Below are 14,608 nucleotides of genomic sequence, written 5' to 3'. Positions count from 1 at the left end.
GAAGTTCTGGTTTTTTTAATAACATTCATTTATTAAAATGAAATATTTTCACCATCATTAGGAACAAAAACATTATCGCAGATTTCTTTTTCCTCAAGAAAAGCTTTTAAATTATTTCTAGATAATCCCCAGTGATTGACTGCTTCCATATGGACAGCAATAATTTTTGCTTGAGGAGCAGCTTTATAGACTTCATAGACATCTTTTTCGTTCATTACCAGTGAGCCGCCTTCTAAAAATTGATTGTCTCCAGCGTTAACGACAATAATTTCTGGTTTGTGTGTGTCAATTACTTCCTGCACAGCATCATACCATACAGTGTCTCCAGCAACATACAATGTTTTCTCAGAAGAATGCTTAAAAACTACACCGCACACATGACCCGCTAGTTCTAAAATTGGGCCTCTTCCATGCTCACCTTTTGTTTTGAATAATTGAATATCTCCAAAAACCGTATTTTCTCCTAAAACCTCAACATTTTGAAATCCAGCCTTTTGAATTTCTTCAGCATCTTCTTGATTTTGGGAAAATATTTTTATTTCCTTTGGTAACGCTTCTTTAGCGGCACCATCCCAATGGTCTTCATGAAGGTGTGTTACAATAACAGCGTCTACATCTTGAATAATAGAATCAATGGAGATAGGTAATTCAACTAAAGGATTTTTTTGGTCTTCTCGTGGAGCATTCTGAAATGCTGCCCATGTCCCTTTCTTGGATAGCATTGGATCTATTAAAAATTTCTTTCCTGCATATTCAACCACGAGGGTTGCATTACGAATTAATTGTATATTCATATTAAAAAACTCCTTTTTCTTTTGAAATATGTTTTGCATAATGTATAGCTTATACTAGAATCTAGACGGAATACATAAGGTAAATATAGTTTTTTTATGATTTTACTTTATTAATGAAAGGAGCTGTTACGAGTGCTGGATCATACGGATATGAAAATTTTGAAGGTTTTAATAACGAATAGCCGGATTACAATGAAAGAGTTAGGAGAGATTGTTCATTTGACTGGGCCGGCAACAGCAGCCAGAGTAGCAAAATTAGAAGATAACGGGATTATCGAAGGTTATACAATAGAAATAAATCAATCAAAATTGGGATATCCTATCCACGCCTTTCTCACAATCATCACCCAAAGTGTTAATCATCAGCCTTATTTAAATTTTATTAAAACGCAAGGTGAATTTTTGATAAATAACTATAAAATAAGTGGAGAGGGCTGTTACCTGTTGGAATGTAAGTTTCCTTCCAATAAACGAATGGACCAATTCTTAGAAGAGTTGAATCAGTTTGCAAATTATAAATTATCTATTGCTATTAGCCTTACTTAAAAAGGAATAATATCTTTTTAAGTTCAATTCTTCTTTTTAGTGTTCTACACTACTATCATCAATTTTATAGCTCTCAATAATCCCTTGATCGGTTAAAGCTTTGGATAGATGTCAATAAAGTAGACACAAAAAGAGTAAATACTTAAAGACTTTCAAAATAAAGAGCCTCCTTTTCATTTGGAGTAAGCATCTCTAATGTACCATGAGGACGCTTTGTGTTGTAGAAGCCTTCAATGTAGGTAAAACAAGCTAATCGAACTTCTTCAATGGAACAGAATTGCCGGCGGTTTAATTCTTCTTTTTTCATATATTTAAAAAAAGCTTCGGTTACGGCGTTGTCCCAAGGATAACCAGGTTTAGAAAGGGAATGAACAACCGGATGATTGTCTAAGAACTTTCTAAATTCAAAAGAGGTATACTGAGATCCCTGATCTGTATGGAAAAGAACAGAGTCCGTTAAAATTCGGGCACGAAGTGCCTTGTTTAATGTTGTAATGGCTAGGTTTGTATCAATGGATGCCCCTACGGTCCAAGTAATGACTTTTCTAGAAAACAAATCTAAAATAACGCATAAATAAGCAAATGTTCTCTGCCCGATAGGAATATAAGAAAAATCGCTTGTCCAAACTTGATTCGGTGCAGGTGGATTGAAGGCTTGATTGAGATGATTGGGACGTATCAAAGGAACCTTGTTTTTACTTTTTTTGAAAACAGGCTTTGCTGTAGACATTTTGGGTAGGTTCATTGATTTCATCAAGCGATAAACCCGGCCGATACTAATAGAAATGCCATAATCACGCAAAAAGATCCGCCGGATCTTTGCAGCCCCTATACGTTTTTGAGAAGAAGTATAAATGTCTAAAATCATTTTTCTTAAGCGCTGATTTTCTTTTGTTCTTGGAGCTACTTTTCCAGAAAAACGTTTGTAATAAGTAGAACGATTTACTTTAAGGGTGCGACAGAGGGTTACAATACTGTGCTCATACCGAAGAATGTGTATCGCTTTTAATCGTTCGTCGAGCGAGGCGTGAATATGGCAATCGCTTTTTTTAGGATGAGGTTTTCCTCCTCAAGTTGGGCGTTTCGCTTTTGAAGCTGTTTGATTTGACGAGCCGTAAGGATCGTATCGTCATCCATTTTCACTTCTGAATATTGTTTCACCCAACGGGCGATCGAAGAGAGAGCAATACCGTATTCATTCGCTAAAGCATTTTGAGTTTTACCACTTTCGTAAAGTTTAACAATAGATTTTTTAAATTCCTCATCAAACTTACGCGGTGATTTTCGGTTGTCTACCATAATAAAAAGTCCTTTCGACATTTGTGTCTATTTATTTACTAGTATATCAAAAAATGTGTCTACTTTATTAGGATACATGCAGGAAAAAGTTTCCAAATATAGAACTTAATATATTTACGAAGTAGGTGGAAAAATGAGCGAAATCAGTTATTTAGAAGCAAAAGAATTAACTTTAGAAGATTATGAAGATTTTATTGAAGATGAAGGGTTTAGTCCGAGTCAAGCAATAGCCGCAACTTTTGAAGATTCTGTATTAATGATGAAAAAAAGTCATAAAGTTTACGTATCAGTTATGATAAATCTTTCAATTTTAAGTTTAAAAGAAAATTTCATACCAGATTATCTATTAGAGAGACAAGAAAATCTATCTAAACTTGAAGACCTAAACGAAGAGGAACAATCAGCCTATAATTGGGATATTAATGCTTTGAACCAATTATTAAGTAATCAAAATTTTGAGATTGTTGAAGATGAGGAATACAGATTAAGAGTAAACATGCTGCTAGGGTAATACTCTAAATGAAAAAATTGGATTTTTAATATGCTATTTTGCTAGATTCTGAGGGTGAAAATGAGTAGCAGCTGTATTTTCTATAGACAGCAATTTTGTAGAAAGCATAAAGCAATTGAACGATATTGGTATGATGAGAAAGGTCTGCACATTGACCTAGTTCCTCGCTAGGAATTTTTCTCAGATCGTGTATCGGCTTGATCCACACCTAAGAAGAGAAAAAACGTAGAAACTCAAACTAATATTGATTGAGAAAAGGAGAAGTTATGAGTCAAGATTCTAAAAAACATTACGACGAAATGGAAGGAAAGTATGAGCCTTATTATGTTGAACCGAAAATGGAGAAAATTGGACGGAAGAGAACGCGTAAAACTCTCTTCATTCTAGCTATTATTTCAACGCTATTTTTATATCCTTACGGAGAAGGTGCTGCCACTTTTGTTATGGACGGTTATTTTGCTCCGATTTTGTTTCTGCTACCACTTGTTTTAACTTTTGCATTGCGAGGAAAAAGTCGTTGGCTTTATTTCATTCGTTTTCTTGTTATGGCTTATGTGTTTTATAGTTATTTCAAAGTTTATAGTCGAGTCGACAGGATATATCATATTCAAGCTATTCTTGACTATCGGCTTTGTTTTGCAATCTTGGTTTTATCCATGATTATTTATTGTATATTACAGGGACAGATGATAAAACCAAGGTTACCTCAAAAAACAGAGGGAGAATCCTAATATTCGAATGGAATCCATTTAAAAGCTGGCGTCTGAATGAGATGTCAGCTTTTTTGATTTGTCACCGTTAATACGTTTAAATGATTTTGTCGCTCAGGAAACGCGGAGGGGACTCTTCAAAAATTTAGTCTTGCTCCTGTTTCTTGCAAAAGTGGTTTTTATAACCTTTATAGTCACTTATCAAAATTCTTCATAACGAAAATCTTTATTAAAGCGCTTACATTTGGTATGATAGCGGTGAAAGCGAACAATACAAAAGGAGGCATCATTATGAGTAACATGTTTGATTTAACAGGGAAAGTTGCAGTTGTGACAGGGGCTTCAAGTGGTCTAGGACGGGACGCGGCGCTTTCTTACGCGGATTACGGGGCCGATGTGGCGCTTCTTGCACGTCGGAAAGAAAAATTGGATGAGGTCGCTCGGGAAATCGAAGCAAAGGGAAGAAAAGCGATTCCGATCGCTTGTGATGTTTCAGATGAAGCGAGTGTGAAGGCAGCGGTCGCAGAGGTTATTGAGCACTTCTCGAAAGTTGATATTTTGCTCAACAACGCGGGGATTGCGGTTGCTGGAACGGTGGAAGAACTTTCAGAAGCGGACTGGGATAAATCAATGGATATCAATGTAAAAGGGCTTTATTTGATGTCTAAATATGTTGTCCCCCACATGAAAAAACAAAAGTACGGTAAAATCGTCAATATCGCATCAATTAACGCCATTATTGCGGATAAGGGATATGATTTAGCAAGGCATGCTTACAATACCTCAAAAGCGGCTGTGCGCGGTCTGACGATGGGGATGGCGGCAACTTTCATGGAAGAGAATATTACGGTGAATTCGATCGGACCTGGTTTGTTTGAATCGGAAATGACGGCAGATTCGCTATTTAAACATGAAGGATTTATGAAACTCTACAATGGCCTTTCACCGGCGTCAAGACCAGGCAGGAAAGGTGAGCTAAACGGCACGATTATTTACTTGTCTTCCGATGCGTCAAGCTACGTGACGAGTCAACATATCATTGTGGATGGTGGTTTTTCAATCGTTTAAGCAAGAAAGGAAGCCTCCTAAAGAGGCTTCCTTTTTTTGGTCTTCCTATTCATTTTGGATGGCGACATGTGCGAGAATCTCGCTTGGCTGCCGAAAGACATGTTCGGCTTTTTCAAAGCCTTTTTCTGATTTTGCTCCCCACAGCGCCAAACCAAAATCGGCTCCGGCTGAATGGGCGCAAGCCATGTCGTAAGGCGAGTCGCCGATGTAAAGCACTTCCTGCGGGTTTCTTGCGAGTATCTCCATCGCTTTAAGTAGTGGATCGGGGTGTGGCTTGTGATTCATGGTGTCACTCGCACAAACGATCGCATTAAAATGCCCGCCAATGCCGAACGGGTAAAAGCCTTTTTCCATCTCATAGTTGTTTTTGGAAGTGACGACGCCACTTTCCGGGATTTGCGCTAGCACAGCCTCGATTCCATCAAAAAGCCGAACTTCGCTAGCCATTTGAACTTCCCGTTCCATCCATTTTGCGAGGATTTCCTCCTCGTTTTGGATATTTAAATGCTGAATCGCTTTTTCACCCGGAATGCCAAGCGCGAATCGCAGTTCTTCTTGTGTATAAGAATGACCTTCTTCGGCTAAAACCGATTGCAAGGAATGCAAAACCGCTTTTTCAGTATCTAAAATGGTGCCATCTACATCGAAAACAATCGCTTGATACATCTTGATCCTCCTCACTTCGAAAAAAAGTATTGGTGATGTGTCGTGTAGCGGCTTCTTTTCGGCTGCGGTGTGCCCTCTATTTTTTGCAAACCTTGTCCTGTGCGAAGTGCTTCATAAAAGGTATATAATTTTTCTTCCGTTCCTGCAATTTCAAAACAGATTTTTTCACAGCTAAAGGTTAAATAAACTTGGTTGTTTTCTGGTATCAGCGCAATGTTCTCTAAACCTTGTAAAGGATAAGTGTGGCGCTTCCCCATTTTGTAACCATAATTTTGTTCAAATACCAGATAATCTCGATCGATATAAAATTCTCCGTATTGATACTCCATACCAATTCCAGAATGGACTTTACAGATTCCTTCAAGTTGCACTGTTTTCACCCTCTTTATATGTTATACCTTAGTTGTAAATGATGAAACGGGTTTCATGTCAAGCAATTTCTTCTGGGAAACTTTATAAAGATTTTCGTTCCACGAGTTCATGATGGATTTTTTGCTTCTGCACCTCGCCGGAATGGAAAATCGAAAAAGCAGTGGTTCCAAGCCGTTTTAAATGATGATTCAGTGTTGAAATCTCCAATACCTCACTGATCGGTAAATTTTCTTGCCCCAAAATCGCGATATCTTCCGGCACTCGCAAGCCATTTTTTCGTGCGTAAGCGAAGATTCCTGCGGCGACTTCATCTCCCGTCGCATAGATCGCGTCAGGCTTTACAGGCGCTTTTTCCAAGAAATACTCGGCTGCGGCTTCCCCGTCCGAAACGTCATAGCAGTCGTTCAGCATGTTGGCGCGATTCGCTTTGGTCGCAAAAACTTCCTCAAATGCGGCAATTTTGTTTTGCGTGCTCGGACTGATTCGATCTGTTCGCCCGGTTGTAAAGGCCACGTTTCGATAGCCTTTGTTTTGAATGAAGCGGAAGCCATCTTGGAACGCTTGGAAACGGTTGATATATGCGCAGGAAAGCTCGGGATTCTTCGTTTCTTCGCAGAAAACTAGCTGCTCGGGATCGGCTGCTTCAAGCAAGGCTTCAAATGGATTGGCTCGAGACGTGATGATGATGCCATCCAGTTGTTTCGTCTTTAGCATTTCAAGGTGGTGCAATTCGCGTTTGGCATCGTAGCCCGTCGGTAGAAGCGTGACGGAATATTTTTCGCGGAAAGCAGCTTCGAGGATGCCACTTGCGATTTTGTCGAACCAAGGATGATCGGTATAAGGTAAAAGCACGCCAACTGTGTTCGTTTTCCCACGTGCTAAGTTCATGGCGCTGCGGTTGGGTATGTAATCCAGTTCTTGGATGATCGCTTCGACGCGTGCGCGTTTGTCGCTTGCCACGTAAGGATGGTGATTCAAAACGCGTGAGACGGTCGTGACGGAAACCCCAGCACGTTTGGCAATTTCTTTGATATTGGGCATTTGGATACCTCCTTTAGAAAAAAGACAGAGCGGCACCGCCGCTCTGTCTTTACGTTAAGCAAGTTCTAGCTTTATAGGTTCAGCTTCGAGCTTTTTTGCTCGCTCAACCCGAATGGAAACTAACCTTGCTTCTTTTATTTCGAGCGCCGTGAATGTAAAATCTTCATATTCTGCTACGACTTGTTCGCCGTCCTCAGGAATATTCCCGATGAGCGTAAGCACAAAACCTGCAATCGTATCAACACCACGAGACGGGAGTTCAACATCAAACATGCGATTAAAGTCATCAAGCGCAAGCATACCATCTAAATCATAGGTATTTTCATCTATTTTTGTAAATTCATTTGTCAAATCATCATATTCATCATCAATATCGCCGACGATTTCTTCGAGCATGTCTTCAATCGTGATCAGACCAGCCACGCCGCCATATTCATCCATCAGCACCGTCATTTGATTTCGCGTCTTCTGCATATTTTTCAGCAGGTCATCAATAAAAATCGATTCTGGCGCAAAGTAAGCATCTTTAATGAGCGAGTGGATATCAACATGGTCAAATCCGACTTGTCGTGCTGCGGCAAAATAATCTTTCAAGTGCAGAATACCTACAATCGAATCCGGATCATTTTTGTAGACCGGAATCCGCGAGTAATTCTCATTTAACAGCAGGTCGCAAATTTCACCCGGCGCCATGTCAATGTCGATCATGAACGCATCAGTCCGCGGCACCATCGCTTCTCTCGCATACTTATCATCGAGTTCAAAAACGCCACGAAGCATGCTGAGCTCTTCTTGCTCGATCACGCCTTCTTTCCCGCTGTTCTCGACAAGCAGCTGCATTTCTTCACGCGTCATCTTCTCCTCTTCACCATATTTGTCCATGCGCGTTAATTTCACGAGCGTGTTGGTGGAAAACGAGAGGAATTTGACGAACGGACGAAGTAGAAAACCGACGATCCGAATGGGTGTAACCGACAGCCGCGAAATCATTTCAGACTTCTGTAAAGCGACTCGTTTTGGATAAAGTTCACCAAAAACCAAGGTAATATACGACAAAATAACTGTGACAACGATGATCGCGAGTTCCTTCGCAAAAGTCCCTTCACCAAAAACCGGTTCAATCCGCGTTGCAATACTCGTTGCTGCCGAAGCACTTGAGAAAAAACCTGCAAGCGTGATACAGACTTGGATAGTTGCGAGGAAATTGCTTGGGTCTTCAAGCAGTTTCATCAATTTGATGGCTTTTTTATCGCCTTGATCGGCTTGGCTTTTTACGCGTCCCTTGTTGAGGGAAACCAGTGCCATTTCAGCTGATGCAAAAAAGGCATTCAGTAGCGTAAGAACTAAAATGAGAATTAATTGAAAGATAATCTGCTGACTCTCGGGGTCAGGTGACATAAAATCTACCACTCCTTAAAAGAAAATTTGGATAGCTAGAATTAGATCCAACTATCCAAATTTTACCACGTCACTAACCATTCGGTCAAAAATGCACGCTTTATTTTCAGATTTTTTTGAAGACCGTCATGGCGTCCGCTTCGATCATGGTATATCGGAAGGGAAGGAAAATCGGTTCTTTATTGACTGCAAAAACGCTTGCTTCTGGATTCCTATAATCAATCAAATTGCAAAATGGGCTGACTTTGAAACTCGTTCCGGCGATGACGACAAGATCGGCATTTTGCAAGGCTTGGATGGCTTGCTCGATGGCATCCGGATCAATGCCTTCCCCGTAAAGCACGACATCCGGCCGGATTCGGCCGCCGCAATTTTGATGGGTATCGGATTCCAAATAAGTTTCTGCTGGGACGGTTTGGCCGCATTTCATGCAGTAACAGTGATACAAGCTGCCATGGAAATCGACGACCGACTTAGAACCAGCCGCTTCGTGCAAGCCGTCGATATTTTGCGTAATAACTGTAACTGGCTTTGTTTCGCCGATTTCAGCCATTTTGAGATGGATCGGGTTGGGTTTCGCATCTGGATAGTACATATTTTGGGTGACAAATTGATAAAAAACATCTGGTTCATTTGCAAGGCAAGCCTCGCTTAATAAGTATTCGGGATTGTGCTTCCCTGCATAAAGCCCATTTTTTGAGCGGTAATCCGGGATCCCGGAAGGCACGGAAACGCCCGCGCCCGTCAAAAAGACAATCTGATTTGCGGCGCGCACGGCAGTGCGAAGTTGTTCGATTTGTTCCATCTTAATCATTCCTCCTGTTTCTTGTGATGAGTCGTTCGGTTAAAAATAGCTACAAGGCAGACGTTTAGCAAAATGAAGGCGGCGACAGCTAGGAAAACGTCGCTATAGCCGAAATGAGCCGCGATGCTTGAGCCAATCAGTGGCCCGATGACATTCCCAATGTAAAGAAAGGACTGGTTGTATCCGAAAATTCGCCCAGTAAGGTCGCGCGGTGCATTTTTTGAAAGTAGAGACTGAACGGCTGGGAGAAGCGCACAGTCTGCGATGCCAAGCAAGAAACGCAAAACGCCAAATTGGAATGGTGTCTCGGCAAAAGCCATCGGGATTTGTAGTAACATGGAGCCGATCAAAGCGCCGAGCAAGATTCGTTCGGTGCCGATTTTGTCGCCCCATTTTCCGAGGCGCGGGGCCGCGAGCAAGGAAGCGACGCCGGGAACGGCGGCGATCATCCCGCTGATGAAAGCAAGATTCGCGATGTTTCCAGCGAGGTCACGAACATAGAGCGTTAAAATTGGGCTAATCGCGTTATTTGAGACTTGGATAATCATCGAAGTGAAAAATAAAATGATAATGAGTTTCGGATTTTGAAGGGCGCCAAAGACTTCTCTGAAGGAGCGGACCTCCCGTTTCTCGACTGGAGTAAAATTCTCTTTTACAAAAAGAAGCGTCAGGAGGAAGCTGCAAGCGATTAGTGTTCCGGTGATGAAAAAGACGGGGCGAACGCCAAAGGTATCGGACAAGAACCCCCCAATTAGTGGTCCGATCAAAACGCCTGAAACGGCTGCGGTTGAAAGTGTCCCTAAAGCATAGCCGCTCTTATGACGAGGCACTTGTGTGGCGATCAGCGCATTCGCTGTTGAAATGTAGCCCGAGAAGATCCCCATGAGGAGTCTTAGTCCGATGAACTGGAAGACGTTTGTGACAAGTCCCATCAAAATCATCGCGATACTCATCCCAAGTGCGGCGCGAAGCAGCATTAAACGGCGCCCTTTACGATCGGCGAGCATTCCCCAAATTGGTGCCATAATGGCAGAAACAAAAAAAGTCGAGCTAAGCGCGACACCTGAATAAAGACTGACTTGGTCGGGATCATGGATGCCAAGTTCTTCTACATATAAAGGCAGGAAAGGCATAATCAAGTTGAGTCCGGTACCCGTTAAAAAACAGCCGATCCAAACGATATAAAGATTTTTCTTCCAATCTTTCAAAATTTCCACCCGATTTCCTGCAATTTTCTCTTCTATTATTTCATAATTTGAAAGGGTTTGAAAATGATTTGCTGAAAGACAGGGTTGCCATTCACGATGTTATCACCTATAATTTGTATCAAAACTAAAAGGAAGCATCCAAGAGGAGAAAGAAGATGAAAAAGGCTACTATAAGTTTGGGACAAATCATAGTATTTTTAATTTTGTCCGTTGTGATTCCAGTGATTGGAATGATATTTTCGATTTTGCTGATTAAAGATTTGAAAGAGACTGAAGAATTTGGCTGGGCAAGAGCACTAGCGATTGTGATACTTGTTCTCCAATTGCTTAGTTTAATTTTGATGTTAATAGGATGGCTGACTTTTTATTTGGCCACTCCAGAACTCGCGTAGCGTAGGCAAGCACAAAAAAGGCTGCTGAAATTGGATTATCCAATTTCAGCAGCCTTTTTTTACACCAAGCTTTATTCTTCTTTCAAATTCTTAAGTGGAACCCAACCACCAGTTCCATCTTCATCGATACACCAAGCCCAGCCGTTTAATTCACGGTTACTTTCAAGCTTATCGCCTTCTTCAACGTCAAGTTCGCGTGCGGAATAATCTTCCAAAACAGTTCCCGATTTGCTATCCGGAACGCGTGCGATAATTTGTTCCGGGATATAGCCTTCGACGCCACTTGATTTGATTTTACAAAGCATCCAACCAGGATAGGCTTTATCTTCATCAAACACCCAGATTTCTTCGTTTTTGTTTGCGAATAGAGGTTTGCTGATTTCTGGATGATGGGCTTTTTTTACAGTAAAATGTTTGTTCATTTTTTAGTCCCTTCATAATCAGCTAAGAATTTATCAATTCCAATATCAGTCAGTGGGTGTTTTAGCATTTGTTCGAATACTTTAAACGGCACAGTTGCAATATCTGCCCCCAGTTTGGCGGATTCGATCACGTGAATTGGATGACGAATGCTTGCTGCAATGATTTCTGTTTTGATGTCATGAACAGCGAAAATTTCTGCAATGTCGCTGATGAGTTCTAAGCCATCTTGACCAATATCATCTAGCCGACCAAGGAAAGGAGACACATAAGAAGCGCCAGCACGTGCAGCAAGTAGCGCTTGTGCGGCTGAGAAAACGAGCGTCACATTCGTTTTAATTCCTTCTTCATGTAACGTTTTGACGGCAGCCATGCCTTCACCTGTCATCGGGATTTTAACAACCATATTTGGATGAATAGCAGCCACAAGCCGACCTTCTTCCACCATTTTATCGGCTTCTAAACTGACAACTTCCCCGCTGATTGGCCCATTAACAATCGAAGTGATTTCTGTCACTACTTCTTTAAAATCGCGACCTTCTTTGGCGATCAAAGAAGGGTTAGTGGTCACGCCAGCGATAAATCCCATGCGGCTTGCTTTCTTTATTTCGTCTACATTTGCTGTATCAATGAAAAATTTCATACGTCATCCTCCTTATTTAAAACGCTTTCATTTATTATAACGCACTTGCTTGGTTTATGCCCTCATTATGCCTTTAAAAAAACAGTTGCAACGTCAACTAATTTTTAGTAAACTAGATTAGTTGACTGCGCAACTTTATTGCGAAAATAGTGAGATTTGAGGCGACTTAATTGGCAGAAAGACATGAAGCAATTGTAAAATCGATGGCGATGATTCATCGCTCTGAACATATTTTTAAAGACAGCAGGCTGAAAGAAACAGGTCTTTGTGTCGGACAGTTACGCTACTTGTTTACGCTTTACCGGGAAGACGGACTCGCTCAAGAAGCCTTTGTGAAGCGCTTTTCAGTTGATAAGGCGAACGTGACGAGGCACATCAAACGGCTATTGAAATTTGGGTTCGTGCGACGTGAGCAAGATCAAAAAGACAAGCGTATCCAGCGTATTTTTTTAACAGAAAAAGGGTTGGCACACAGAAGTTTGATCGAGGAGCTGACAGAGCAGTGGAACGACTGTTTAACGGCGGGATTTACGGAGCAAGAACGGGCGGATTTTTTTCGCTTGATCGCCCAAATGGCAGAAAACGCAACTTGTGCGGCTAAAAAGGAGGAACACATATGAAAGAACAAAGCAGAAGACTTGGCGAGGACAGTATCGGTTCCTTGATGGCGCGGCTTTCGATTCCAGCATTCATCGGGATGTTCGTCATGGGAATGTATAACATTGTCGATACGATTTTCGTCTCGTATGGTGTTGGGCCAAACGGGGTCGCGGCACTTTCGATCGCTTTTCCTGTTCAAATGATTTTGATGGCAATGGCCGCGATGTTTGGCATCGGTGGCGCTTCGATCATTTCGAGGTCGCTTGGTGCCGGTGAACAAAAAACGGCGAATACAGTATTCCATCAAGTGATTTGGCTCGTTATTTTTTCAAGTTTATTGATTGCAATTTTAACTTTTATTTTTATTGATCCACTGATTACCATGTTTGGTGCACCTGCTGAAATTCATCAAATGACGAAAGAATTTCTAGAAATCATCTTGCTTGGCGCTGTTTTCCAATCGTTCGGGATGGGGATGAACAATATCGTCCGTTCGGAAGGAAACGCTAAAACAGCGATGCTCACGATGATTATCTCAGCGGTCATCAACATGATTTTGAATCCGATTTTCATCATGGGACTGGATATGGGCGTTCGAGGTTCGGCGCTTGCCACATTGATTGCCCAAGCGATTGGTGCAGCGTGGCTGTTATTTTACTTCCTATCCGGGAAAAGCACGCTTTCGCTTAAAGGCTTTGGCTTGCGGATTGATGTGAAGCTTGGCTTGCGCATTATCGCGATCGGCTTCCCGTCGTTTATCATGATGGCTTCAGGTAGCGTGGTGACGATTGCGGTGAACTGGATGCTACAGATTTATGGAGGGACGATGGCGATTGCGGCGTTCGGGGTAGCTAACCGAATTGCATCGTTCGCGATCATGCCGATCAATGGGGTGACGCAGGGAATGCAGCCGATCGTTGGCTTTAACTACGGCTCGAAACAGTTTGGGCGAGTCAGTCATTCGGTGAAACTGGGGATGCTCGTTGCGACAATTTTGTCACTCATCGCGTTTGCGGTTGCAGAGATATTCCCAGCAGAACTAGCGAGAATTTTCTCATCTGACCCAGTTTTGATTGCAGAAAGTGAAGAAGCGCTCCGAATCATGTTACTTGCGGCGCCGACGATTGGTTTCCAAATTGTTTGTGGCGGCTTGTACCAAGCACTTGGGAAAGCGCGAATTTCCTTCATCATTTCGCTGATGCGGCAAATTATTTGTCTCGTTCCGCTGCTTCTCATTTTGCCAAACTTCTTTGGCTTATCAGGCGTGTGGTACGCATTCCCGATCGCAGACTTTTTGGCATTCTCGGTCTGTGTAGTGATTTTGTCGACTACTTGGCGGAAAGTTTTCAGGGAAACAGAGATGGTTCGTTAAAAAGCGAAGGAGCACGAGGCTCCTTCGCTTTTTATTTAAATTCCAATATAATGCCCAACGACATATGTAATCACCATGGTTAGCATGCCGACTAAACAATTTCGGATGACGGCGGGACGAGTTGGAGCGTTTCCGAGGTAGGCGCTCGTATAGCCAGTAATGGCCAGCGCGATCAGCACAGCGACGAACGTAAACCAGATTCGAATAGAAGCAGGGAGAAGGACGATTGTTAATAACGGCAAAATCGCACCGACTGAAAAAGAAAACAGCGAAGAGAGCGCAGCACTAAATGGATTGGCATAGTCATTTAGTTTGAAGCCTAAGACTTCCTGAGCTTGAACACCAAGAGCATCCTTTTTCATCAATTCAGTAGCAACTTGGCGAGCCGATTCATCTGACAACCCCTTTGCTTGATAAATTTCAATTAACTTTTGCAATTCCCCATCGTAATCCGTTTTTAGGGATTCTCGTTCTTGCTTAACGAGTGATTTTTCAGTATCTTTTTGGGTGCTTACAGAGACGTATTCACCGCCAGCCATCGAAAGTGCGCCTGCAAGAAGACCTGCAATACCAGAAATCAAAATGGTAAACGTAGAAGTTCTAGCTCCAGCGACCCCGATGACGATCCCGGCCACGGAAACAATCCCGTCATTGGCTCCGAGAACACCCGCGCGCAAGATGTTAAGCCGTTCACTTAATGTCATTTTCTTCATGATTCTACTCCTTTCTTTTGTTTCTCTATACCCGTTTTGAAGCTGCTTCA

At 42.0% G+C, this 14,608-nt stretch carries 18 protein-coding genes; 7 read left to right on the top strand and 11 right to left on the bottom strand.

Going from position 1 to position 14,608, the window contains the following annotated elements; genetic code table 11:
- Nucleotides 1-32: 32 nt before the first annotated feature.
- Nucleotides 33-794, bottom strand: a complete 762-nt coding sequence (locus tag UR08_RS09595) for an MBL fold metallo-hydrolase (protein WP_115753423.1) — start codon at nucleotides 792-794, stop codon at nucleotides 33-35.
- 132 nt (nucleotides 795-926) lie between these two features.
- Here UR08_RS09595 and UR08_RS09590 point away from each other — a divergent pair, with 132 nt between their 5' ends.
- Nucleotides 927-1,340, top strand: a complete 414-nt coding sequence (locus UR08_RS09590; RefSeq protein ID WP_115753422.1) for an Lrp/AsnC family transcriptional regulator — start codon at nucleotides 927-929, stop codon at nucleotides 1,338-1,340.
- Between the two features lie 142 nt (nucleotides 1,341-1,482).
- On the opposite strand, the gene UR08_RS09585 is transcribed toward UR08_RS09590, so the two are convergent.
- Nucleotides 1,483-2,639 (bottom strand): IS3 family transposase gene (locus UR08_RS09585; RefSeq protein WP_115753421.1). Its coding sequence is split into 2 segments (ribosomal slippage): nucleotides 1,483-2,381 and nucleotides 2,381-2,639, totalling 1,158 coding nucleotides; the frame shifts between segments, so codons are not numbered across the junction.
- Between the two features lie 133 nt (nucleotides 2,640-2,772).
- On the opposite strand from UR08_RS09585, the gene UR08_RS09580 reads away from it, so the two are divergent.
- The 3 genes from UR08_RS09580 to UR08_RS09570 all read left to right on the top strand — a co-directional run bounded on the left by UR08_RS09580 (nucleotide 2,773) and on the right by UR08_RS09570 (nucleotide 4,928).
- Entirely contained in the window at nucleotides 2,773-3,150 is a 378-nt protein-coding gene (locus UR08_RS09580; protein ID WP_115753420.1) for a hypothetical protein, read from the top strand.
- Between the two features lie 266 nt (nucleotides 3,151-3,416).
- Entirely contained in the window at nucleotides 3,417-3,881 is a 465-nt protein-coding gene (locus UR08_RS09575; RefSeq protein ID WP_115753419.1) for a hypothetical protein, read from the top strand.
- A gap of 270 nt (nucleotides 3,882-4,151) precedes the next feature.
- Nucleotides 4,152-4,928 (top strand): SDR family NAD(P)-dependent oxidoreductase, encoded by a 777-nt coding sequence (locus UR08_RS09570; RefSeq protein WP_115753418.1) that lies wholly within the window; start codon nucleotides 4,152-4,154, stop codon nucleotides 4,926-4,928.
- A 45-nt stretch (nucleotides 4,929-4,973) separates the two neighbouring features.
- Here UR08_RS09570 and UR08_RS09565 read toward each other — a convergent pair whose 3' ends face one another.
- The 6 genes from UR08_RS09565 to UR08_RS09540 all read right to left on the bottom strand — a co-directional run bounded on the left by UR08_RS09565 (nucleotide 4,974) and on the right by UR08_RS09540 (nucleotide 10,418).
- Nucleotides 4,974-5,594, bottom strand: a complete 621-nt coding sequence (locus UR08_RS09565; protein WP_115753417.1) for an HAD family hydrolase — start codon at nucleotides 5,592-5,594, stop codon at nucleotides 4,974-4,976.
- 11 nt (nucleotides 5,595-5,605) lie between these two features.
- The gene (locus UR08_RS09560) at nucleotides 5,606-5,965 is read right to left on the bottom strand and encodes a hypothetical protein (RefSeq protein WP_115753416.1); all 360 of its coding nucleotides are present in this window, start codon (nucleotides 5,963-5,965) and stop codon (nucleotides 5,606-5,608) included.
- Between the two features lie 82 nt (nucleotides 5,966-6,047).
- Nucleotides 6,048-7,007 (bottom strand): LacI family DNA-binding transcriptional regulator, encoded by a 960-nt coding sequence (locus UR08_RS09555; protein ID WP_115753415.1) that lies wholly within the window; start codon nucleotides 7,005-7,007, stop codon nucleotides 6,048-6,050.
- Nucleotides 7,008-7,061: 54 nt separating this feature from the next.
- On the bottom strand, nucleotides 7,062-8,405 hold the full coding sequence (locus tag UR08_RS09550; protein WP_115753414.1) for a hemolysin family protein: 1,344 nt from the start codon (nucleotides 8,403-8,405) through the stop codon (nucleotides 7,062-7,064).
- 106 nt (nucleotides 8,406-8,511) lie between these two features.
- Nucleotides 8,512-9,210, bottom strand: coding sequence for an NAD-dependent protein deacylase (locus tag UR08_RS09545; protein WP_420812329.1), 699 nt, complete (start codon nucleotides 9,208-9,210; stop codon nucleotides 8,512-8,514).
- 5 nt (nucleotides 9,211-9,215) lie between these two features.
- Nucleotides 9,216-10,418, bottom strand: coding sequence for a multidrug efflux MFS transporter (locus UR08_RS09540; RefSeq protein WP_115753777.1), 1,203 nt, complete (start codon nucleotides 10,416-10,418; stop codon nucleotides 9,216-9,218).
- Nucleotides 10,419-10,573: 155 nt separating this feature from the next.
- Here UR08_RS09540 and UR08_RS09535 point away from each other — a divergent pair, with 155 nt between their 5' ends.
- Entirely contained in the window at nucleotides 10,574-10,810 is a 237-nt protein-coding gene (locus tag UR08_RS09535) for a hypothetical protein (RefSeq protein ID WP_115753413.1), read from the top strand.
- Nucleotides 10,811-10,881: 71 nt separating this feature from the next.
- Here the strand turns inward: UR08_RS09535 and UR08_RS09530 are convergent, their stop codons facing one another.
- Both UR08_RS09530 and fsa read right to left on the bottom strand, forming a co-directional pair.
- Nucleotides 10,882-11,232, bottom strand: a complete 351-nt coding sequence (locus UR08_RS09530) for an SH3 domain-containing protein (protein WP_115753412.1) — start codon at nucleotides 11,230-11,232, stop codon at nucleotides 10,882-10,884.
- The gene (fsa, locus tag UR08_RS09525; protein ID WP_115753411.1) at nucleotides 11,229-11,873 is read right to left on the bottom strand and encodes a fructose-6-phosphate aldolase; all 645 of its coding nucleotides are present in this window, start codon (nucleotides 11,871-11,873) and stop codon (nucleotides 11,229-11,231) included. Before fsa ends, UR08_RS09530 begins: the two co-directional genes overlap by 4 nt.
- Nucleotides 11,874-12,043: 170 nt before the next feature.
- Between fsa and UR08_RS09520 the strand changes: the two genes are divergently transcribed.
- Both UR08_RS09520 and UR08_RS09515 read left to right on the top strand, forming a co-directional pair.
- A complete protein-coding gene (locus UR08_RS09520; RefSeq protein WP_115753410.1) occupies nucleotides 12,044-12,493 on the top strand; it encodes a MarR family winged helix-turn-helix transcriptional regulator in 450 nt (149 codons plus the stop codon).
- On the top strand, nucleotides 12,490-13,845 hold the full coding sequence (locus UR08_RS09515) for an MATE family efflux transporter (protein ID WP_115753409.1): 1,356 nt from the start codon (nucleotides 12,490-12,492) through the stop codon (nucleotides 13,843-13,845). The genes UR08_RS09520 and UR08_RS09515 overlap by 4 nt, the downstream gene beginning before the upstream one ends.
- 35 nt (nucleotides 13,846-13,880) lie before the next feature.
- Here the strand turns inward: UR08_RS09515 and UR08_RS09510 are convergent, their stop codons facing one another.
- The gene (locus tag UR08_RS09510) at nucleotides 13,881-14,558 is read right to left on the bottom strand and encodes a VIT1/CCC1 transporter family protein (protein WP_115753408.1); all 678 of its coding nucleotides are present in this window, start codon (nucleotides 14,556-14,558) and stop codon (nucleotides 13,881-13,883) included.
- Nucleotides 14,559-14,608 lie beyond the last annotated feature (50 nt).

The organism is Listeria kieliensis, assembly GCF_003369925.1.
GTDB classification, from domain to species: Bacteria; Bacillota; Bacilli; order Lactobacillales; family Listeriaceae; genus Listeria; species Listeria kieliensis_A.
Note: the sequence above shows the minus strand (reverse complement) of the source record. Positions and strands in the feature narration are given on the sequence as shown.

What these genes read in the sequence shown, in the direction of transcription:
- UR08_RS09565 (WP_115753417.1), bottom strand. Translation starts at nt 5,594, where the DNA reads ATGTATCAAGCGATTGTTTTCGATGTAGATGGCACCATTTTAGATACT.
- fsa (WP_115753411.1), bottom strand. Translation starts at nt 11,873, where the DNA reads ATGAAATTTTTCATTGATACAGCAAATGTAGACGAAATAAAGAAAGCA.
- UR08_RS09595 (WP_115753423.1), bottom strand. Translation starts at nt 794, where the DNA reads ATGAATATACAATTAATTCGTAATGCAACCCTCGTGGTTGAATATGCA.
- UR08_RS09535 (WP_115753413.1), top strand. Translation starts at nt 10,574, where the DNA reads ATGAAAAAGGCTACTATAAGTTTGGGACAAATCATAGTATTTTTAATT.
- UR08_RS09510 (WP_115753408.1), bottom strand. Translation starts at nt 14,558, where the DNA reads ATGAAGAAAATGACATTAAGTGAACGGCTTAACATCTTGCGCGCGGGT.
- UR08_RS09530 (WP_115753412.1), bottom strand. Translation starts at nt 11,232, where the DNA reads ATGAACAAACATTTTACTGTAAAAAAAGCCCATCATCCAGAAATCAGC.
- UR08_RS09580 (WP_115753420.1), top strand. Translation starts at nt 2,773, where the DNA reads ATGAGCGAAATCAGTTATTTAGAAGCAAAAGAATTAACTTTAGAAGAT.
- UR08_RS09545 (WP_420812329.1), bottom strand. Translation starts at nt 9,210, where the DNA reads ATGGAACAAATCGAACAACTTCGCACTGCCGTGCGCGCCGCAAATCAG.
- UR08_RS09575 (WP_115753419.1), top strand. Translation starts at nt 3,417, where the DNA reads ATGAGTCAAGATTCTAAAAAACATTACGACGAAATGGAAGGAAAGTAT.
- UR08_RS09555 (WP_115753415.1), bottom strand. Translation starts at nt 7,007, where the DNA reads ATGCCCAATATCAAAGAAATTGCCAAACGTGCTGGGGTTTCCGTCACG.
- UR08_RS09515 (WP_115753409.1), top strand. Translation starts at nt 12,490, where the DNA reads ATGAAAGAACAAAGCAGAAGACTTGGCGAGGACAGTATCGGTTCCTTG.
- UR08_RS09550 (WP_115753414.1), bottom strand. Translation starts at nt 8,405, where the DNA reads ATGTCACCTGACCCCGAGAGTCAGCAGATTATCTTTCAATTAATTCTC.
- UR08_RS09570 (WP_115753418.1), top strand. Translation starts at nt 4,152, where the DNA reads ATGAGTAACATGTTTGATTTAACAGGGAAAGTTGCAGTTGTGACAGGG.